Below are 21,228 nucleotides of genomic sequence, written 5' to 3' on the forward strand. Positions count from 1 at the left end.
ATAAACAAAATGTCTATAAGCCTATAAACAACCTATTCCACATCTGTTTGTTCGCCCTGTTAATGTATATTGGATTCCGTTCATATCTTTAATATTTTAAGAAAGGGATAGGGACGGAAAAGAATAGATTTCCTATTTTTGCAACCAAATATAACTATAGCAACAAAGATCATGCGTTATCTACTCTCAGCGCCTTCGCACATAAAGGCCACCATCCAGCTTCCGGCGTCAAAAAGTATCAGCAACCGTGCGCTTATCATCCATGCACTGTCGAAGGGCAATGACGTGCTTTCGAACTTGTCCGACTGTGACGACACAAGGGTCATGGTCAAGGCTCTGACAGAGGGCGGGGAAGTAATCGACATCCTTGCCGCGGGAACGGCTATGCGCTTCCTGACAGCCTATCTGAGCAGTACGCCGGGCACTCACATCATCACCGGGACGGAACGGATGCAGCAGCGTCCCATACAGATATTGGTGAACGCCTTGCGGGAACTGGGAGCCAGTATCGAATATACCCGCAACGAGGGTTTCCCGCCCCTGCGGATCGAAGGGGCACCGCTGGCCGGCAACGAAATTACATTGAAAGGCAACGTGAGTTCACAATACATTTCGGCCTTGCTGATGATCGGGCCGATCCTGAAAAACGGTTTGCAGCTCCGGCTGACAGGTGAGGTCGTCTCGCGCCCGTATATCAACCTGACCCTGCAACTGATGAAGGACTTCGGTGCATCGGCCCGGTGGACGTCGGACCAGAGCATCTCGGTCGAACCGGAACCTTACCGCTGCGTCCCGTTTACCGTAGAGAGCGACTGGAGCGCAGCCTCTTACTGGTATCAGATGGCTGCCTTATCTTCCGAAGCGGATATTGAACTGACCGGACTGTTCCGCCACAGCTATCAGGGCGACAGCCGGGGAGCGGAGGTATTTGCCCGGCTGGGAATAGAAACCGAATATACGGAAGAAGGCATACGGCTGAGAAAAAACGGCAGTTATGTCAAACGGCTGGACGAAGATTTCGTCGACATTCCGGATTTGGCACAGACGTTTGTCGTGACTTGTGCGTTACTCGATGTCCCTTTCCGGTTCACCGGGCTACAAAGCCTCAAAATCAAAGAGACAGACCGCATCGAGGCCCTCAAAGCGGAAATGAAGAAACTGGGGTATGTGTTACACGACGAGGATAACAGCATTCTGTATTGGAACGGCGAACGCATAGAGCCGCAGGCATGTCCCGTTATAAAGACGTATGAAGATCACCGCATGGCCATGGCTTTTGCCCCGGCAGCGATTCATTATCCGACAATACAGATCGATGAGCCGCAGGTCGTATCCAAGTCATATCCCGGATATTGGGACGATTTACGCAAAGCCGGTTTTATGATCGAGGCGCATGTCACAGAAAGCTGAATACGGAAACATCTCCAGCCCCATCACAGAGCACCTCCCAAGACCGATTCCGGTAAAAAGTAAACCCTGCCTCCACAAAGTTCCGACTTCGGGAGGCAGGGTGCAATAACTTCAAGAATAATCAACATCAGGAGCTGCAGAGCGGTTTCTTTTGCAGCCGGACCAATGTTCATTATCTCAACGGCTCCATCCGGAAGGAATAGCTGTAAACCGTATCTTTCCGTATCTCATAATGGGGACGGGGTCCGGGTCCGCAACTGGCGTTGCCCAATCCCCTCTGAATGCAGTCCAGATTGAGAACAACCTCCGCACGGCGAATGTCGGGCAAATCGTGCCCATACTTCACTTGCCACAGATCTTTGTCCGTATAGTGCTGAGCACTGAAGTCAACCGCATCCGTTGCGGTGATCCTAAGCCCTTTCCCCCGGTCGTCGGTCAGTGACAACCAACGAGTATCCGTACGTCCACCCATTGTTTGCGCACGTGCATAATGTTCCGCCATATCTGTGACAGTCGTTTGGTAACGCCCGATATAGGCGGCATTCTTCCGGTCACGGTAATTCTCCATCGGGCCACGACCGTACCACTCGACTTGTTCTAACGAGGGATTGAGGAACATCTGCAAAGCCAGACGGGGAAGGTCAAAGTTACTACCTGTTGTAAAGTCGGCTGCCACATCGACCACACCATTACTGTAAACCTGATATCTGATGGTATAAGGAACGGTTACTTTCCCTACTTTCACTTCTATTTCCGAAAGGATGGATGCCGACTTTCCGTCCTCTGCCATCTTCCAGTCAAAACCACGCAGCGTAATCACTGGCTGAATCCATTCACGAGGATCATTGTTAATAGAACGATACCAGTTCAGTGACGGTCCTTGCTGCCGATGTATCAGGTTCCGCCCGTCATATCGGAGAGCAATCATCATGCCAGTCTTCGAATCAAACGACACTTCGGTTCCCGGAGCACGGAAACGGATATACTGCCGCTCTTCTATGACCTGCAAAGGCTCTGAAGGTTCCGGCATTTCGGATTTGCGTTTCTTCTCCTTCAGCAAGAACTGTTCCGTTGCCACTACATGTCCGGCTTTAGCCCATACGCAGTCACTTTTCAGTTTCACTTCCAGGTTAATGTGATAATCGGCATCTTCTGTCAAGTGGCGGAGGAAAGGAATATGAATCGTGCGGTGCTCGCCCGGCTTGCCGTCAGGCAACCCGAACTCTTCTTCCGCAACAGGCACCCCGTCTTTGAGGATGACATAACGCAGGTTGAAATGACGCATATTCAGGAATGAATAATGATTGCGCAACCCCACATTGTTCTCTCCCACTTCTTCAAAAGTCATATATTGGTATACCTTTTTCACTTCCCATAACTTAGGAGTAACCCTACGGTCGGGTGTCACCAGTCCGTTACAACAAAAGTCATTGTCGTTGGGACGATCACCGAAGCTGCCCCCGAAATAATAACGGTCCGGCGCTTCTCCGGGTTTGTTGATGCCCTGGTCCACCCAGTCCCAGATGCAACCTCCGATCATGCGTTTAGACTGATTGGCAATGTAGTCCCAATATTCTTCCAGGTTACCGACGGCATTTCCCATGGCATGTGCATACTCACATAGAAAGAAAGGTTTATTGCGCGGCTCGTTGTCCTGAGCTATCATACTTTCGATGGATGGATACATCCGTGAGTCCATATCGGCAACGTCATTCATTCCTTCATAATGGATGAACCGTGCGTCAATCTCTCTGGCAGCCTGATAAGCGGCCTCGAAATTGGGTCCTCCGCCCGATTCATTCCCCATCGACCAGAAGATAACGGAAGGATGATTCTTATCCCGTTCCACCATACGTACCACCCGGTCTACAAAGGCTTCTTTCCAACTTTCCCGCTTGGTCAGCATCATGTTGCCATGACATTCCAGATCGGCTTCGTCCATCACGTAAAGTCCATAGTAGTCAAACAGAGCATACATCTTCGGATCATTCGGATAATGACTGGTACGAATGGTGTTCAAGTTGAAACGCTTAAAGAGAAGAATATCCTCTATCATGCTTTCTACAGGCACCGCTTTACCGAAACGGGGATGAATGTCGTGACGATTGGCACCCTTGAACAACACCAATGCATCATTGATATACACTTTATTGTCACGTATTTCAATTTTGCGGAAACCATATTGTTGGGTAGTTGCCTCGAGCACCTTGCCGGAAGCATCCAGCAATTCCAGATTCACAGTATACAGATAAGGTGTTTCGGCGCTCCAGAGTTGGGGATCACGAATACTTGCTTTTGCAGGCAGACAGATCTCTTTTCCGGCAGCCAGGTTACCGACCGCAGTTGTAAACGTACGCAAAGTTTTGCCATCGGCATCCAGCAGCCCTATGCGTACGGAGGCATTCACAGCAGACTTGCCATAGTTCTTCACGTCTGCTTTGACACATAAGTCAGCCTTGTCGAAACGGTCACTAATGACAGAAGTAAGATGCACGTCGCGCAGGCGAAGTTTCGGAGTCGCCACCAGATAGACATCCCGGTGGATACCGCTCAGGCGGAACATATCCTGGTCTTCCAGATAGCTGCCGTCACTCCAGCGATACACTTCGACCGCCAATATGTTTTTACCCGGCTTCACATACTGTGTGATGTTGAACTCGGCATCATTGTTGGCACCCTGACTATACCCGACTTTCTTACCATTGATCCACAGATACATAGCACTGTACACTCCATCGAAGTGGATAAACACTTCTTTATTCTTCCAGTCGGCCGGCAGAGAGAATTCCCTCCGATAGGAACCTACCGCATTAGGCTCTTTCTCTACCGTATATCCTCTCTGTCCCTGTATAAAGGGTGGATTGTTGCGTATCGGATAGGTGATATTGGTATAGATGGGGGTGCCGTATCCCAGCATCTCCCAATTGGAAGGAACCGGAATCTCTTTCCAGGCAGACACGTCATAGCCCGGTTTATAGAAATCCACCGGACGTTCAGAAGGTTGCTTTACCCAATGAAACTTCCAGTCACCATTGAGCAACAGATAACGGGAAGAGTGATTGCGTATCCAAGGACGGGTGTACGAAGGATCGCCCTTCATCTCTTCCGTATCGGCAAAGGGGACAAACGTGGAACGCCCTTCTTCTTTGTTAACGGCAAATATCCGTTCATTCTCCCAGTCATTATCACTTCGGGTTTTAAAAGCCTCAGCCACCACTTTCAGATTCGATTTCACGATTTTCCATTGCTGGCTTATTTTCTGCGCATCCGGTTTGAGCTGGTAAACCGGCTCGGCCACAAGGCCGGCATCCGGGAAGCCCAGATTATAACCACTCGCTACACTGGTGAACAAATAATTCCCATTGGGTAAAGCCGTGATACGCCATTGCTGATTGGGATTTTCTTTATTTGGGTCCCATTGGATGACCGGACACTCCTTGCTCCCATTGCCGCTATTGTCGATTCCCAGTTCAGTGAGCGGACTGACAATGGAATAGCAGCCATTACCGCAAGGAATCAGATTCCAGACCTGCGACTCTTTATGGGGTTCCTTTTTAGAAATAAATATCTTACCACCTAAATCCAGACTCTCCTGATTGTCCAGGACAAGCCCGTTCTGGGTATGGATCTCGTAGCTTTGCTTCGGATCGAACTCCTGGGCACGAACCATTCCTACTGTCGACCACAGAGCAACGCTTACCAGAAACAGATGTTTAAAATTTAGCATACTATTGATATTAAGAAAAGGCAGGGAAGAAAACCAAGGGCTGTATCCGCCAACAAAACGTATGTCTGCCTGTGTGATACAGCCCAAACCTATATTCAACCCAACTACCTATTGTTTTTACTGAAATAAAGCCGATTGTTTGTACACTCCGAATGTATGGATAGCAGGACAGGCAAATCCGTCGAGGATACGAAGACGTACCTGTTTGGCTTTTACCGGTTCGAAACGTACGATCCATTTATACCCCACCGTCTGCTTATCGGTTGCTTCCGGTATCGGGGTCCAGTTACGGCCATCATTAGAGTACTCCACACTCCACTTCGTCGTGCGGTGTCCCAATTCGATCACTTCCTGAATCATCAGGCAGTCAAACTCTGTCTGCCGGGAAAGGGTGAAAACGATGTCCGAGGTCTTGGCTCCGTCCCGGCCGGCAAAATAAGTTTCCTTATTGTTGTCCGTCAGGAACTCCGGACGGAATTTACCTCCGCGTCCGTTCGTTGCTTTCACCTTGGCCTTAGCCAGCAGATTGTTCCCGAAGGTTTCGTCCAATCCCTGCTTCAGCAAGGCAGCATGAAGTGAATCGGTAGGATGAATCAATCCGCGACGATCAGGTGGGAAGTTGAGCAGCAACACGCTGTTGTGACCGACAGAAGTGCAATAAATGTCCCAAAGTTCCTTTACGCTTTTCACGCGGCTGTCTTCCTCTGCATGATAAAACCAACTGGGACGAATGGATACATCGGTCTCGGCCGGGATATAAGCGTCGCCGCCTTTTACTCCCTCGTTCAGTCCTTCGTAATTTTTCCACTCATCTTTGATGCATACAGAGTCGGTAGTCGACCAGCAAGGATCACCGGCTTTGCCCGATTCGTTCCCCATCCAGCGCACATCTGCAAAAGGATACGAGTTCTTGGTCCCGAAAATGACACAGTCCGGTTGCTTCTCTCGCACAATCTTATACCAATGAGTATAGACGGGAGTAGTCAGTTCGTCTGCTCCGGCACCGTCCCACCAAGTTTCCCAGACTTTTCCATAGTCACCCATCAGCTCTTCCAACTGGTGACCATAATACTGCTTGTACTTCTCCGTAGTATAAAGAGGAGAAAGATGTTCGTGCCGGTCGTGCGGACCCAGATAGATGCCCGCTTTGATGCCATACTCCTCGCAAGCATCCACAAACTCGCGCACAACGTCTCCCTTTCCATTCTTCCAGGCAGAGTTCTTCACCCCATAATCCGTATATTTACTGGGCCAGAGGCAAAACCCATCGGCATGTTTGGCTGTAATGATGGCACTGGGGATACCGGCCGACTGAAGGGTACGCATCCACTGCCCGCAATCGAGGGCCGTAGGATTGAATATAGCTGCCGGAGCACGTCCGTCCCCCTCGTTTACATACTCCTCAAAGGTATTGATCCCGAAGTGAAAGAAAGCGATCATCTCACGGTTATACCACTCTACCTGTCGCGCACTGGGAGTCAGTCCGTAGGGTTCGGGAGCTTTTTGCCCCCATACAGGTCCCGCTACAGCAGCGATTCCCGCCGCTAAAAAGAAATTTCTTAGATTCATGTGTTCGTCTATTTTACAGTTTTGTATATCAGAATAAATTAAGTTCGCTGACCGTCACATGTGGTCCGCCGTTCACGGCCGTAATGGTCACTTTCAGGTAGCGTCCATCTACAGCAGCGGGCAGGAAGGATCGGAACTCACCCTGTGCCGGAATATCTTTAAACTTAGCGGCTACCGTCCAGGTGGCATTATCATCGCTCACTTCCACAGTCACCTCTTTCGGCCCGTCATATCCCTCTTCACGTGCCTGGCAAGCAAATCCCTGGATATGGGTTGTTTTCTTCAGGTCAATAACAATCCAGTGAGGTGGTTGCGGATGCTGAGTGCTCCAGTCGGTACCCCAGAAAGTATTCAGATCGCCATCCAGACAAGCTTCTTTCAGTCCGCTGTGTCCCCAATCGCCCTCTTTCGGTTCTTCGGACGAAGCACTCAATGCTTCCCATCCGGTGCGGTCGAGCAACTCCATATTGCTGGCATCCATCGATCCTCTGAAGATGAAGTAGATGGTCTGGCAACAATGATCGGCTGCCGCTCCCTCCACCGAAGTAATGCTTATGGGCAACAGATACTCCTTGAACGCCTCGATGTTACCTTTTGCATGAACCGTGATTGCGGCGTCCTCAGACTTCGGTGTCCCGGCTTTTACCAATACTTCTTCAGTCAGGTCGTAAGCGGCTTCCGGCAGCAGTTCATATTCGGTTCCGTTCTTCGCGTTATACTCGTCTACCTTACCCGGATCGGCTTGCAGATGTACCACAGCATCATTAGGCAGCCCGTATTCGGTCAGTTGCGGATAGGTTTCGGGAGTAACGGCCACATTAAAGATCTGCACATACGGCTCGTCTTCAATGTAGAAATTGGCTTTCACGGCAGTTCCCGCATCGGGTATGTAGATGGTCAGGTCGCTGTCATTGTCACTGCATCCCACTGTGCAGCAGAATCCGGCAGCCAGAATGGCTGCCTTCAGTATGTTCTGTTTCATGATTCTTCTCATTTTAAATGTTTATTCCCATCCGGGATTATTGGGTAACAAATTCGGATTCATCGTTGTCTCGTCGATAGGCAACGGATGCAGATAAAGTTTATCGTCCCATTTGCGGGTTGTCCTGTCCGGATAAACAATCAGCAGATTGTCCTGCGTCAATTCACGAGAGAAGGAGTCATACTGCTCTTTCAGCTTATCCGATACTTTCATTCCAAGCATACTCTTCGGTGCTTCCAGCAGCTTGCCGGCTTTCCAGCGTACAATGTCATCCCAGCGGAAACCTTCGCCTACCAACTCGACTGCACGCTCGCGACGGATTTCATAAAGCAACGGAGAGAGTTCATAACCATAATCCGGCCAGTTCGGATCGGTGAAGCCGACATTTACTTTCAGATGCGGCATCTCCACACGGTCTCTCAGCTCATTGACAGTCAGGTCCAATACCTCCTGCGTGCATTCACCCAGTTCGGCTTTCGCTTCGGCATAGTTCAACAGCACCTCGGCATAACGGAAGATAAACACATCCAGTGTAGACTGCCCGATGTTCCACTGTTCGGGATCGGTAGAGTGATACTTCATCACGTAATATCCGGTAGTACAATATTTGGTATCTATTATGGGAAGGGCATTGAACTGCTCCGTACCGTCGCTCAGCACCTTAAAAGGAAGTTCCGGATTATCGATCGTCTGGCGCAGGCGCGGATCACGCTGCATCAACTCCTCCATCGGCATGTCGGCCTCCTTGTATCCCGGACTGACTGCGGTGGGCAGACCATCGGCACACAGGTATTGTTCGAACATGGCACGACTCAAGCCTGTATACGACTCTTCCATCTGGCGGGTGTTGTTGTGCATCAATAGCTTGGTGATATAAACCCTGGGCATGATACACTCGCTATTGGAGGTCAAATCTTCCTGTACAAACAGGTTGTAATAATCCTGTAAGGGCTTATCGGTCTTATAAATGGAGTAACCTCCCTCTTCGATCACCTGTGCGGCTGCATCAGCTGCTTCACGATACAACTCTTCGTAGTCGCCCAGTCCGTGATACTTACGGAAAGACGCTTCGTAAAGGCAAGCTCTCGACTTGAAAGCCAGCGCAGCATACTTGTGCATATTGCCGGTTTTGGTTTCATTAGGCTTCGGAAGGTGTTCGATGGCAAAATCGAGATCTTCCAGGATGTGTGTGAACACAACTTTTCTGGAGTCACGTCCCTTGTACAGTTCTTCGGAGTCCATCTGTAACTCGGTTTCATACCAGGGCACATCGCCAAAGCGTTTCACTTTGTATACATACTCCCAGGCACGGAAGAAGCGGACCACGGCCACCGAACGGTTAATCTGGATTTCATCCCCTTTCACCTGTTTGTAACGAGCCAAAAAATAGTTGCAGGAACGGATGTTTCCCCAGTCTCCATTTCCCCATCCGCCGCCGGAAGTAGGAATCGTTTCAAGATTGAAGATCCAGGTCTTCGGTTTCTCGTTGACGTAACAGTCCGATTCATCATCGGCACCGGGTCCCTGTGCCCCCGGTAAAATACCGTAAAAGCCGTTGGCATAAAGTTCAAGGTCTTGTACACTTGTCCAGAATTTCGGATCCGAGAGAGAATCTTCGGGATACAAGTCCAGTAAATCGGAGCAGGAAGAGAACATGGAAGTACATGCCACTGCCGCTATCAGTAATATCTTATTCTTTTTCATAATGGTTATCGTATTAGAGGGTAATGTTTAATCCGAATGAAACAGACTTGGTCAGCGGATAAGTGCTGAGACTCACTGTCTCGGGGTCGTATATGTCAAACAGGTGATCGAACGTCAGCAGGTTTTGTCCGCTTACGTAGAAACGCACATGATCTATCTTCCACTTAGCCAGGAGCGCTTTCGGTAAAGAATATCCCAATGTGATAGACTTCAGGCGCAGATAAGCGGCATTCTGGAGATAACGGGTCTGCGTTTCACGGTTACCGGTCACGTTGTCGTAGGTAGACCGGGGGAAGTAAGCATTGCGGTTATCTTCGGTCCATGAGTCGAGTGCATGTTTGAAAGGTACATGCCATTCGTTGCCGAAGCCCCAGAACTGGTTGCCTCCCAACACTACATCTTTCTTGCCGATGCCTTGGAAGAATACATCGAAGTCAAAGTCGCGCCACTGCAATCCGCCTTTAATACCATAACTGTAACGCGGTTCGCTGTTACCGATGATCTTCTGGTCACCCGGATCGTCAAGCGTATTTTTTCCCTTGTTTATCTTGCCGTCACCGTTCAGGTCTTTGTACTTCACATCACCCGGATACCAGCCACCGCCATAGATCTCCGACTGATCGGCATGGGCACTTACCTCTTCTGCCGACTGGAAAAGTCCTTCGGTTACCAATCCCCAGATCTCACCCCACTTTTTGCCTACATAATGGGTAGAGAGCAAATTCTGCGGATTATTGAACTTCGTGATTTCTGCCTGATAGTCGGACAATACGAAACTTACATCATACGAAAAGTCTTTGTTCACCCGGTCTCTCCATCCCATTGAAAGTTCCCAACCGGTTGTTTTCAGGTCGGCGGTATTGGCCTGCGGAGCTCCTGTACCCAGTACGGCAGGAAGCGGGGTACCGTTGGTCACCATATCGAGTGTCTTCCGCATATACCAGTCGAAGGTTCCATACAGGCGACTATTCAGCAACGCCCAGTCGAGCCCCAGGTCAATCTGGCGTACAGTCTCCCAAGTCAGGTAAGGGCTGACAATACCGCCGGGACTCACGCTGGCTATTTTCTTTCCGTCCACCAGATATCCCATCTCGCCATTGGTGCCCATGGTAGCGATATAAGGATAGTCGCCGCCAACCGACTGATTGCCCAACGAACCATAAGAGGCTCTGAGCTTGAGTTCATCTACAATCTTCTTGGCCGGTTCGAAGAAAGCCTCGCTCGAGATTCTCCAGGCAGCCGATACAGAGGGGAAGAATACGAACCGCTTGTCCTTGGGAAACTTGGAAGAACCGTCATAACGTCCGTTCAACTCCAGGAGATAGCGTTCATCGTAGTTGTAATTGATACGGGCAAAATATCCCATAGTGGCCCAAGAGTGCTGACCGCTCCCGTTGTACTTTTCTCCATAAGCCTGTCCCAGACTGGCAAGGTCGTTACTGATCAGGTTCTCGCGTTCGGCATTGAACCAACGATAGCTCTTGGTTTCGTAATTATATCCTAACAACAGCTTAATGTTGTGTTTACCCAAAGACTTGGAATAGTCGGTATAGGCATTGAACGTCTGGTAATAGTTGTCGTCGGTGGTAAACTTCACGCGGCTTGGAGTGGTATGCGGGAATACGGTTACGATGTCCGGATTGGCCGTATGTTCCAATATCTCTTTACCATGCTGCTTTTTCGAGAGGATATACATATTATAGGTATAGTCCACATTGATGTTCCAGTCTTTTAGCGGAGTAATTTTTAAACCGCCGGTCAGCCAAAGGTCGTTCTCCTTATTCTTGCGCTCGCCTGAAATGGACTGGGTAGCCACCATATTCGTCCAACTGCCCTGACCGGAAAAGTTTCCGTCCGGATGGTATACCGGCATCATCGGGCGAAGATCGGCACCGTAGAAAGCGCTGTTGATCTGTGCTGTCTCGTCACTGTTGTTACTTCCGTAAGGAGCATCCCGGAAAGTATTGTTATAGACGGTTTTTAACCGAACCTGTAACCAACTGGTAACGTCCGAAGTCAGGTTCAGGTTGACATTGAAACGACGGTACTTATCGTCGTAATGCTTCAGTGTTCCCCCTTGGTCGAGGAAACCTATCGAACCGTAATAGGCCGTCTTACCCGAACCTCCGTTGAGAGACAGGGTGTACTGTTGCATCAGGGTGTTGTCTTTGATGGTTTCATCTATCCAGTCGGTGTTGCCGCAATACAGATACTTATTGGGATTGGACGGATCGATGAATACCGGCAGATTGTGCTTCGGATCGGTATAATAGGCATAAATATGATCCATATAGTTCTTATCGTAGTAATCGCCTCCGCCCGAGTTGCGGTTGGTCAGATTATGGAAATTGGCAAATGTCCACGAATCCATGTACTCCGGTTTGCGTGTAGGCGAATTGACAGACCAGTTGGACGAGAACGAGATCTTGGCTTTTTCGTCTTTACCTTTCTTGGTGGTAATCAACACGACACCATAGGCTGCCTGTGTTCCGTAAATAGAAGCCGAAGCCGCATCCTTCAATACCGATACGCTTTCCACATCGGCCGGATTAATCATGTTGGGATCCATCTGCACGCCATCGACCAGTACCAAGGGTCCGGAAGAGTTTATAGATGTAGTACCACGGACGTTGAACCCGTATCCTTTGCCCGGCGCACCGTTGTCAGCGGAAATGTTCAGGTTACCGATCATACCCTGCAGTCCCTGGCTAAGATTGGTGATAGGGCGACTCTCCAATGCCTCTGCCGAAACACTGGCTACAGCTCCGGTGAGGTTGGCTTTCTTTTGTGTACCATAACCCACCACCACGACTTCGTCCAAAGTTTTATTGTCTTCTTTCAAGGTGATTTGCAGACGGGTCTTTGCGGAAACGGTCACGACTTGTGTTTCCATTCCAATAAAAGAGATTTCAAGTTGCTCTCCCTGTTCCGCTTCAACCGAGAAGTTACCATCCATATCGGTGATCGCTCCACGTCCGGGAGCACCCTTTACCAATACAGAAGCCCCGGGAAGCGGAGAACCCGTGACGTCAAGAACACAACCGGTTATTTTCTGTTTCTGCTGTTCTACCTGCACCACTCCGGCAGATGCTGCATTGTAGTCGTGAGAAGCAAGGCAAGGTTGAAGTCCCATACCCGAAAGAAGGACAAACATCCCTGAAATCCTTACGGCTCTTTCTACTAATTTTCGTTCTCTCATAATAATAATGAATTAAAATTAACATTAGGAATCAAGCAAGGCGTTGCTGACTCTTTTTAACTAAAGACGAAAGCAAAGGTATCTTCATGGTCTTAAGAGAGGGATTAAATAAGGGTTAACGGAGTAATTAACCTCCCATATTTCTTGTTAACCCGGCACTACAGTCCACCGAACACAGAATTCTGTAAGTTAAAATATGCACAAAGATAGTATAAAGAAATACTAAGCTATCAGAAAGACAGCAAACAGCCTTTTTCGCTGACTGCACCCTTTACAAAAAAGGAGCAACCGGAAGAAACGAGCACCCCCAACCGGGCAAATGGAGGTGAAAAACCGGACTTTTTCTCCTCAAGAGCCTTGGTCGGGGGTGAAAAGAGCCGGGCTTTTCCGAAAAAGAAGTAAGCATTTGATCGAAAAGAAGTAAGCATTTCCGGAAAATGCTTACTTCTTTTTCAAATATCTCTATATGTTTTGGCCGATAGCATATATTGTTACGGAAACAGAGAGCCTGCGGGCGCTATTTTACTTCTGGTTGGATGACCGGGAGAAGGCTTCCCGAAGTATCGAAAGGACAGGTATTCCGCCATTAAGCGGACAGGCGACACGGAATGGTTTCACATCTGGTTCCCCATTGACTGAAAACAGGTAGAATTACTGTCGGAAAGATAAACGGATAAACAAAATGACGGCGTTTTTTCGCCTTTGCTTTATCCAGTGGTCGAAATAACGAAAGCTAAGAGGCTTTCGTTAGCATTTTGACAAATTGACAACCGGACCGGATTAAACTTTGATATCTGCGAGAGCTATGCCATACTCCTCATTCATCACCCGCTTATAGTCTTTTGTAAACGCAGCATAACGCCTGATGGCTTCCTCCTGATTGTTCTGCTTCCGAAAGGCACAAATGGTATAGGCAAGCGCCATATCCGACAAAGGATCGGCTATAAAGAGGATATTACAAAGACGGATGACGATACTGAACCGGGCATCCCGGTAAGCAAGTTCCAGTTGCTCGGGCAAAAGAGAATAAATCAGCGTTTCCACTTTTTGTTTATAATAGTCGAAGAATCCGGATTCGGCAGTAGGTATAAACTTTCCTCGTAAAAGTATCTCCAACCACTCTGCACGTATGGCACCGGGAGTCTCTTTCTTTTTTTTATCCGGAGAAGTAAGATTCATCAGACGGATGTAATCACAATAAAATTCTTCGCCAAACACCATACAGAAGTATCCGTTGCGGAATACGAGTTCAATACCATCTACATCCTGCAATATCTTCCTCACATGATTCATGGAAACTCCTTTGAGGTTCTTCACATTGCTACCGGATTTATCGGGCCAGAATATCTGATTCATATCAGACGAAAGAACTCCCCTCTTACCTACACTGTTCAGCAGAATATACAAAAAGATAGTACGCAGCTTGGGGCTGAGCATATAGGTAATATCACGTCCGGCATTATCGAGTATGGTAAACATGCCGAAAAGGAAAACAGCATTCTTGTCGGGTGGCAATACGGCCGGCAATTCTTCCCAGTCGGAAGTTTCTTTTCCACCTCCTTCTTCTTTCACTTCAGGCGATTCCATAACCGGAACTTCCGGGATAGCAGATTCTCCCTCCGGAAGTACTTCGGCAAATGTAGTTTCTGCAGATGCCTTATCGCGTTTCCGCCTATAGCGCATAATGCCCCATATACAAGCCGCCAACAGTAATATCCCACCCATTACGCCTCCCAGAATCCTGGTATTCAAGGCATTCCTCATCCGGCTGTAATATTCCACATCGTCCAATGTAACCGGCGGAGCAGACAGAGAATACAAACGGGTAGTCACTTGACCATGCTTCTCAAACTCTTGGATAGAGCAATAGAATTCATCTAATTCTTCATTGAAATAAAGATTAGCGTTGGTAGCAATCTCTTCCGAAACAATCGGGATGCTGTCTCCTACCGCTTCGCATTCTCCGTCACGTACAGACAACCTATATAATTGCAAAGTGGAATTGGGCAGATATTCCGGATATCCCAGAAGAAACAGATATTTTTCATCCGCAGAGAGTATCATGTTACGGGACACCACCCGGTTGACCGCCGGCGCTTTCGTTTCCCAGAGTTTCTGTACCGAACGGGTTTGCATATCTATCCGGTATAAATCATACAGATAATTGCGCCCTACATTCTGATCACCTGCCTCGTTGCCCATGCCTCCGTAGAGGTATATCCGCTTGTAATCATTGCTCACAGCCATGCCCGAGAAGTAACGGGGAATCACCCGGTCACCGGAGAAGACCAGTGTATCCCAACGACAGGTATTCAAATCGTATGCCAGAAATGTATTGCTGTACCTACGGCTTCCGTAACCGCCAAACAAGAAGAACTTTCTTTCGCCCGGATGAAAGAATCCGCAATGATGATGGAGCTGCTGGCAAAGATAGTCGGAACTGGCCGGACGCCACTCTTTGGTAGTAAGATCCAGCGCCGCCACCATGGCATCACCATGCGAATCGGCCACTTCATAAGTATACAGCTCGCGGGATGCCTCATCCAGAAAGTTCATCCCCAGACGAAGCTGAACCGGAAGAGGAGTCTTATAAGATATCTTCGATAATTCGTGCGTGTAAAGGTCGAACGCGGACAGAGAATCCTGATTAAAGAAGAGGATATTCTGGTGTGTCTTGTCAAAGTTAAGACCGGAAGGTGTGGAAGAATAGGCCGTAAAGAGTTCTTTCCAGTAGTATGACTGATTAATCAGCCACACAGGATTGGTGACCTGTCCCACAACATGTCCCCGGCTGTCGTGCACATCTTCTCCGCTGCTCTCGTTCAAAGGAAATATCATGATCTCTTCACCATCGGTAAGAGACAAGTTACGGATGGCATACGAAGCCACATCCAGGATGTATTCGCATTTGCCAAAATAAATATGCGGTGAGAATCCTGTCGGATCCAGTCCCAGGTTGGAGATCTCCTTACTCCGCTTGCCAATCGTAATCCGGGCACAATCTCCGGGTATATCCAAAGCTATGGAAACAGGCAACCACCGGTGGTCATAGTCTTCCTTATCCAGTTCGAAAGTACAAAAGATACGTTTGCCGTCTTCGTTGAAGGAGAAAGAACAGCGGTCGCCGGGCTTGTGCAGATACGTAAAACTATAAGTTTTCCCGGCATCCCGGTCTTCCAGATAAAGGATATAACCGGGACTCTCCACATTCCGGACCAGATAATCGAAGGAGATACGGAAGGTGTTGGTGAAAGTGCGCTCATGCCCTTCACGCAAAACAGAATAGGTGGCACGCTCGCTAATCCGCTTTTCGTTCCCATAGAAAAGAAGTCCCTGCGAGAAACAATCGACTATGCAAAGCCACATCATTCCGATAGCAAACAAACATCCCAACCTTCTCATATACTGTTCTTCGATAAATGCGTCATCCGTTTCATAGTGCAACAAAAATACGAAAAATTATAGAATTGGCAAACGTATGCGCCGATTAGTGCCCGTTGGAGTAAGAGTAAGGTAAGTCCTCCTCCTGAGTGCCGCGCCGGGAATCGGGCACGCTGTCCATCCATAACACCAGCTCTCCTCCGGAAGTAAGCTCACGGTGCGTCAGGTAGTTACGGGTAAATTCACTTTCATTGAGCAGGGCTTTCCCGATATACCGGTTCGCCGGGCTGTTGCCTTCCGCCTTCACAGTGAAGTTCTTTCCGCCGGGCAAGTGCAAGGTCAGTTTCGGGAAGAGCGGAGATCCCATGGCATACTCCGGAACACCGGGACAAACCGGATAGAATCCCATAGCGGAAAAGACATACCAGGCGGAAGTCTGCCCATTATCTTCGTCACCACAGTAGCCTTTGCTACCGGAGTGATAAAGCTTATCCATCACTTCGCGGACGTGCTTCTGGGTCTTCCAGGGCCGGCCGATATAGTCATATAAATAGATGGCATGTTGCACAGGTTGGTTGCCATGTGCATATTGCCCCATGTCAAGAGCCACCATCTCGGCTATCTCGTGGATAACAAAACCGTAAGTACCGTAATTATAGGTATTGGGAGCTGTAAACATGGAGTCAAGACGGGCTTCCATCGCTGTATGTCCTCCCATCAATCGAGACAAGCCTTCGGGATCATGAAGAACACTCCACGTCCAATGCCAGGAACTGCCCTCCGTGAAAGGACCTCCCCATTCCGTTGCGTCAAAAGCGTCTCTCCATTTCCCATTGGCATCTTTTGCCCACATGAACCCATAGTCGGGATAGTAAAGGTTCCGGTAGTTGAGGGATTTCCGGTAATAGGTATCGGCAATCTCTTTCCGGCCAATGGAGTCGGCAAAACGTGCGACACACCAGTCAGCGTAAGCATATTCAAGGGTCTTGGCCGTAGCCTCGTGCACTTCGGGATAGGGAACATAGCCTAAACGATCATAGTACTCGAATCCGTCACGTCCCACCGAACTGATTCCGGGATGCCGGGCCTCGGTCTGATGAATCATTGCTTCAAGAGCTTTCTCCGGACAGATGGTACGAATGCCTTTCATCCATGCGTCTGTCAACAAGGAGATGGAATTATTACCAATCATACATTCCCGGTGACCGGGACTCGCCCACTCGGGCATAAACCCACTTTCATCGTAAGCATTGAGGATGGATTGGGTAACCCGCTCGGAAACTTCCGGATATAATAAGGTAAACAAGGGATGGACGGCACGGAACGTATCCCAGAATCCGTTGTCGGTATACATATAGCCATCCTGTATCTTCCCATTGTAAGGACTGTAATAAACAGGTTTCCCCTGAGCGTCGAACTCATAAAATTCGCGGGGAAAGAGCAGGGTACGGTAGAGGCAAGAGTAAAAAGTACGCAGCTGCTCCTCGTTACCCCCCTCCGCTTCAATTCGTCCCAGATAACTGTTCCATTGTTTCCGGGCTTCTTCTCTCACCTGGGCAAGGCTCTTGCCTCCCACTTCGCGACTGAAATTGACAAGCGCCTGTGCAGGACTTATAAACGAGGAGGCGGTACGGACGGTTAATTTCTCTCCCGCCGGCACATTAAACCTGAGGTAGGCACAAGTATAATCACTCTCCAACGTCGGCCGATGGCGCATCAGTGTATCTCCGTCATATACGCCTTCTTCTGCAATGGGATGGCTGAACTCTATTCGGAAATAGTTGGCAAAGTTATCCGGTACCCCGCCATTGTGATTACGCGCCACACCGGTCACGCACTGATTCTCCCGGTCAATCGTCAACGCACTTCCACCGTTGTAGGCATCCACAACGATATACTGGGCAGAGTCCTGCGGAAAGGTGACTTCGAATACCGCTCCGCGTGAAGTGGCGGAAAGTTCTGTCCGGAGTCCGTCGGCAAACGTAACGCTGTAACTGTAGGGAGCTGCCTCCTCTTGAGTATGTGAGAAAAGTACTCCCCGTTCTTTATGATTCATCTTCAGTACACCGGACAGCGGCATAATAGAGAAAGTACCGTAATCGTTGATCCACGGACTGGGCTGATGGGTCTGGCGAAAGCCCCGTATCAGGCTGTCGGTATACGTGTACATCCAGCCACTACCGTTCTCTCCGGTCTGCGGACTCCAGAAATTCATTCCCCAGGGAACCGCCACCGCAGGATAAGTATTCCCATGTGAAAAAGCATAAGTAGACTCCGTACCCATCAGAGGATTCACATAGTCTACAGGGCTGAAAGACTCTTTTTGTTGTACACACGAAGCCAGTAAAAGAGCTGCACCGACAATTAGGATAGTTGAAAAATTCTTCCTCATAGCTTAATTTTATTTTCTAACAGAGGCTGTGGTGAAAAGAGTTTCGACACATCCCCCTTGCATTTTATTTAGGACGCAAAGCTAATGTGGAAGGGTTAGGAGGAGGGTTAATTCCCGGTTAACCCTCTTGCGAAAAGTCATTAACCGGGACTATTTTCTTCTTGCGACCTGCAAATTGGATTGCCGTGCATAGCCAATCCTGAAATTAAGGGGTTTCGGATCACCCAGTTGATAGGCATCGCGCAATTCCGGCTGAAAATACTGAGAGAAAGTGGAGATCGGCTTGTAAAAGGTACCATACAAAGTGACCGACCACACCTCCGGATCAAAACAGGACAGCGGAATGGAAGAGTCATCTTGTACTACAGCAGATGATTTCTGAAGAATCGTCTCGCGTATGCTCGAAAAAGCAGGTTCGTGCATCAGATAGGAAGCCGACTTGACAAATGTCGCTGTAGTCTCCGCATCAAAACGGTCCATAAACGCCTGTAACGGTCGGTTGGCTTGCAACCCCTCGTTACTGATATCTGTGCAAAAATAATAGAGGGTCTGCAATCGGGAAGCGCCCGGACGGAAAAACCGGACTTCCATCCCTGCACTGCATGTGTTCCGGATGCTATCCCCCTCTTTTCTTTCGAAAAGATCCCCGGTTTCCGATAGCCACACTTCCTTAATGCTGACTATCTTACGGTTCCCCCGGGCCATCAATAACGAATAGATGGGGACAACCCCGTCGATGGTATCATTGGCCAGTTCCTTATCCATATCGTTAAAGAAACTCAGATTGAGTACGTTGGACACAGCATTCTGATACAACCGGTAAGTTTCGGCAGAAGGATGCTTCACTTTCGGAGCAGTGCCGGCAGGTTCCAACCCGATCAGCACATAGGTGTCCATCTCGGGGAAAAATGCATTGGCAAACAGAAAGTCAGGACCGCCGAAAGGATAAAACAGGGTATGGCAACGAGCATTGATGTCTTCCAGTTCCGTCTGTGAGAAAGCTACCAGCCGGGGAGCTGTCTGCCGGAAAACATTCCATATCTGATCCATGTAACGGGCATGGTTCTTCCATTCCTTGGTCTGGGTCAATGCGTAAAGCTTTCCGCTTGCTTTATCAACCGACAAACCGGCAAGTACGCAAGACGCATCATTCAGGGCTTTATCAGGAATCAGCTTCGCAGAGTCATTGGACGCAATTCTCACCCGTGAAGCACTTTTTCCTGCATTGCCGGAAGAGGCCGCCCCCTGACAACAAACAAACAACACTCCCAGTATAAAAGAAAGTAATACGGTTTTTACACAATTAGTTAGTTTAGTTTTCATTTCGTTCTTAATAATCCTTTTCGTTAGCCAGGTTCCAGACGTTAAGGAAAGAGGCCTTAGATATTTCAACCACTTTATCCCAATTCAAACGGTCAGCATGGTCAGAAGGCTGATGGTAATCGGGATGACCGTCGGTATGATACCAAATGATGGGAATACCGGCTTTGGCAAATGAGCCGTTATCACTTCCGCCCACCGGCTTGTCCCAAGGGCGGTAGTTGGGTTCTAACTGCAAGCCGTACTTTTTAATGTCTTCTTTCAACCAACGCCCGAAAGCCGGATTGGCTTCTGTATAGAAATAAACCACATGCTTGGGATTTTGCGGCTGATTGTTGCGGCCAATCATATCAAAGTTCAAATATCCTTTGATCTGATTGATGAACGGACACTCCTGCACAAAGTATTTCGATCCGAGAAGCCCTTTCTCTTCTCCGTCCCAAAAAGCAAAAATTACATTCCGCTCCGGTTGCTGTCCGCTTACCACAAAGGCCTTGGCTATTTGCAACACCGCCGATACTCCGGAAGCATTATCATCGGCACCATTATAAATCTGGTCGCCATCCAAAGCGGGATCAATGCCCAGATGGTCGAAATGTGCACCTACTATCACGTATTCATTCGTCTTCTTTCCGGGAATCATGCCCAATACGTTGTTCATAGACAACTTCTGATGCACCACTTGTTTCAGTTTGGCAATGGAGTCAGGGTGCACTTCCAAACGTCCTTTCTGCTGGCGTTCTTTCCGGTAAGCATCAAACGGCTGATAATAGCTTTCACCCAACGGACGGATGCCCATTTCCTTCAATAACGAAGCGATATACCGGGCAGCTACACGTGAACCGTGAAATCCGGCTTCACGTCCTTGAAGTTCATCATCGGCCAAAAATCCGATATAAGCCTCGGCAGCCTGGCGGTTAATACTTTTAAGCCCCTTTTCGACCGGGGTCTGGGCACATAAGGTAGTGGCAACACACCACATAAGGACAGTAATCAGGTGTTTTCTTTTCATGATCGGGATGTTTCTGTTTTAGTTCATTTAGCACATTGCAAGGACAAATATACGGAATAATACAAATTAATAAGTACCTTTGCGAAAATTTGATTCGTAATTATGTGGATACTTATAGTTGGTCTGGTGTTGCTCGCCATCGTGGCAATGATTGCCGGGTATATCCGCAACAAAAGACTGCAGAAGAAAATAGATAACGGAGAACTGGACAGTTTTCCGGAGGTAAAGGAAGTCGACGTAGAGTGCTGCGGACAGCACGAAGTTTGCGAACGTGACAGCCTGCTGGCTGCCGTCAGTAAACGGATAGAGTATTATGACGACGAAGAACTGGATACATTTATCGGCCGGGCACCCGAAGATTATACACCGGAAGAGGCGGATAAATTCCGCGATGTCTTTTATACAATGCAGGACACCGATGTAGCCGGATGGGTACGTAGCCTGCAACTGAGGGGGATCAGCCTTCCTGATGAAATAAAAGACGAAGTGTTTCTGGTAGTCGGCGAACGGAGAATCCATCCCTGATCCGTCT

The 21,228-nt window shown here is 48.7% G+C and carries 12 protein-coding genes; 3 read left to right on the top strand and 9 right to left on the bottom strand.

The genetic code is table 11. From position 1 onward, the window contains the following. The first annotated feature begins 171 nt into the window (after positions 1–171). Positions 172–1,410, top strand: coding sequence for a 3-phosphoshikimate 1-carboxyvinyltransferase (aroA, locus tag FDF36_RS14565; RefSeq protein WP_220391824.1), 1,239 nt, complete (start codon positions 172–174; stop codon positions 1,408–1,410). Between the two features lie 172 nt (positions 1,411–1,582). Here aroA and FDF36_RS14570 read toward each other — a convergent pair whose 3' ends face one another. From FDF36_RS14570 to FDF36_RS14590, 5 genes are all read right to left on the bottom strand, one after another. Beyond that, the gene (locus tag FDF36_RS14570; RefSeq protein WP_475647111.1) at positions 1,583–5,137 is read right to left on the bottom strand and encodes a glycoside hydrolase family 2 TIM barrel-domain containing protein; all 3,555 of its coding nucleotides are present in this window, start codon (positions 5,135–5,137) and stop codon (positions 1,583–1,585) included. A gap of 117 nt (positions 5,138–5,254) precedes the next feature. Next, positions 5,255–6,706 carry an alpha-L-fucosidase gene (locus FDF36_RS14575; protein WP_220391826.1) on the bottom strand — a complete coding sequence of 484 codons (1,452 nt, stop codon included), beginning with the start codon at positions 6,704–6,706 and terminating at the stop codon, positions 5,255–5,257. Positions 6,707–6,734: 28 nt separating this feature from the next. Further along, positions 6,735–7,688 (bottom strand): discoidin domain-containing protein, encoded by a 954-nt coding sequence (locus FDF36_RS14580; protein WP_220391827.1) that lies wholly within the window; start codon positions 7,686–7,688, stop codon positions 6,735–6,737. Positions 7,689–7,709: 21 nt separating this feature from the next. Then, the gene (locus tag FDF36_RS14585; protein WP_220391828.1) at positions 7,710–9,392 is read right to left on the bottom strand and encodes a RagB/SusD family nutrient uptake outer membrane protein; all 1,683 of its coding nucleotides are present in this window, start codon (positions 9,390–9,392) and stop codon (positions 7,710–7,712) included. 13 nt (positions 9,393–9,405) lie between these two features. Next, complete coding sequence (locus FDF36_RS14590) at positions 9,406–12,591, bottom strand: SusC/RagA family TonB-linked outer membrane protein (RefSeq protein ID WP_220391829.1); 3,186 nt, start codon at positions 12,589–12,591, stop codon at positions 9,406–9,408. Positions 12,592–13,057: 466 nt separating this feature from the next. On the opposite strand from FDF36_RS14590, the gene FDF36_RS14595 reads away from it, so the two are divergent. After that, positions 13,058–13,240: a hypothetical protein gene (locus FDF36_RS14595; RefSeq protein ID WP_147346474.1), complete on the top strand. Its 183-nt coding sequence runs from the start codon at positions 13,058–13,060 to the stop codon at positions 13,238–13,240. 131 nt (positions 13,241–13,371) lie between these two features. Here the strand turns inward: FDF36_RS14595 and FDF36_RS14600 are convergent, their stop codons facing one another. The 4 genes from FDF36_RS14600 to FDF36_RS14615 all read right to left on the bottom strand — a co-directional run bounded on the left by FDF36_RS14600 (position 13,372) and on the right by FDF36_RS14615 (position 20,696). Continuing rightward, positions 13,372–16,038: a Kelch repeat-containing protein gene (locus FDF36_RS14600; protein ID WP_220391830.1), complete on the bottom strand. Its 2,667-nt coding sequence runs from the start codon at positions 16,036–16,038 to the stop codon at positions 13,372–13,374. A gap of 40 nt (positions 16,039–16,078) precedes the next feature. After that, on the bottom strand, positions 16,079–18,364 hold the full coding sequence (locus FDF36_RS14605) for a GH92 family glycosyl hydrolase (RefSeq protein WP_220391831.1): 2,286 nt from the start codon (positions 18,362–18,364) through the stop codon (positions 16,079–16,081). A 150-nt stretch (positions 18,365–18,514) separates the two neighbouring features. Further along, positions 18,515–19,687, bottom strand: coding sequence for a hypothetical protein (locus FDF36_RS14610; RefSeq protein ID WP_220391832.1), 1,173 nt, complete (start codon positions 19,685–19,687; stop codon positions 18,515–18,517). A gap of 7 nt (positions 19,688–19,694) precedes the next feature. Further along, positions 19,695–20,696: a M28 family metallopeptidase gene (locus FDF36_RS14615; protein WP_220391833.1), complete on the bottom strand. Its 1,002-nt coding sequence runs from the start codon at positions 20,694–20,696 to the stop codon at positions 19,695–19,697. A 102-nt stretch (positions 20,697–20,798) separates the two neighbouring features. Here FDF36_RS14615 and FDF36_RS14620 point away from each other — a divergent pair, with 102 nt between their 5' ends. Continuing rightward, positions 20,799–21,221, top strand: a complete 423-nt coding sequence (locus FDF36_RS14620; protein ID WP_220391834.1) for a phospholipase — start codon at positions 20,799–20,801, stop codon at positions 21,219–21,221. Positions 21,222–21,228 lie beyond the last annotated feature (7 nt).

The sequence above is a fragment of the Bacteroides fragilis genome (assembly GCF_019583405.1).
Lineage (GTDB): Bacteria > Bacteroidota > Bacteroidia > Bacteroidales > Bacteroidaceae > Bacteroides > Bacteroides fragilis_B.

What these genes read in the sequence shown, in the direction of transcription:
- FDF36_RS14580 (WP_220391827.1), bottom strand. Translation starts at nt 7,688, where the DNA reads ATGAAACAGAACATACTGAAGGCAGCCATTCTGGCTGCCGGATTCTGC.
- FDF36_RS14595 (WP_147346474.1), top strand. Translation starts at nt 13,058, where the DNA reads ATGTTTTGGCCGATAGCATATATTGTTACGGAAACAGAGAGCCTGCGG.
- FDF36_RS14585 (WP_220391828.1), bottom strand. Translation starts at nt 9,392, where the DNA reads ATGAAAAAGAATAAGATATTACTGATAGCGGCAGTGGCATGTACTTCC.
- FDF36_RS14615 (WP_220391833.1), bottom strand. Translation starts at nt 20,696, where the DNA reads ATGAAAAGAAAACACCTGATTACTGTCCTTATGTGGTGTGTTGCCACT.
- FDF36_RS14590 (WP_220391829.1), bottom strand. Translation starts at nt 12,591, where the DNA reads ATGAGAGAACGAAAATTAGTAGAAAGAGCCGTAAGGATTTCAGGGATG.
- FDF36_RS14605 (WP_220391831.1), bottom strand. Translation starts at nt 18,364, where the DNA reads ATGAGGAAGAATTTTTCAACTATCCTAATTGTCGGTGCAGCTCTTTTA.
- FDF36_RS14620 (WP_220391834.1), top strand. Translation starts at nt 20,799, where the DNA reads ATGTGGATACTTATAGTTGGTCTGGTGTTGCTCGCCATCGTGGCAATG.
- FDF36_RS14575 (WP_220391826.1), bottom strand. Translation starts at nt 6,706, where the DNA reads ATGAATCTAAGAAATTTCTTTTTAGCGGCGGGAATCGCTGCTGTAGCG.
- FDF36_RS14570 (WP_475647111.1), bottom strand. Translation starts at nt 5,137, where the DNA reads ATGCTAAATTTTAAACATCTGTTTCTGGTAAGCGTTGCTCTGTGGTCG.
- aroA (WP_220391824.1), top strand. Translation starts at nt 172, where the DNA reads ATGCGTTATCTACTCTCAGCGCCTTCGCACATAAAGGCCACCATCCAG.
- FDF36_RS14610 (WP_220391832.1), bottom strand. Translation starts at nt 19,687, where the DNA reads ATGAAAACTAAACTAACTAATTGTGTAAAAACCGTATTACTTTCTTTT.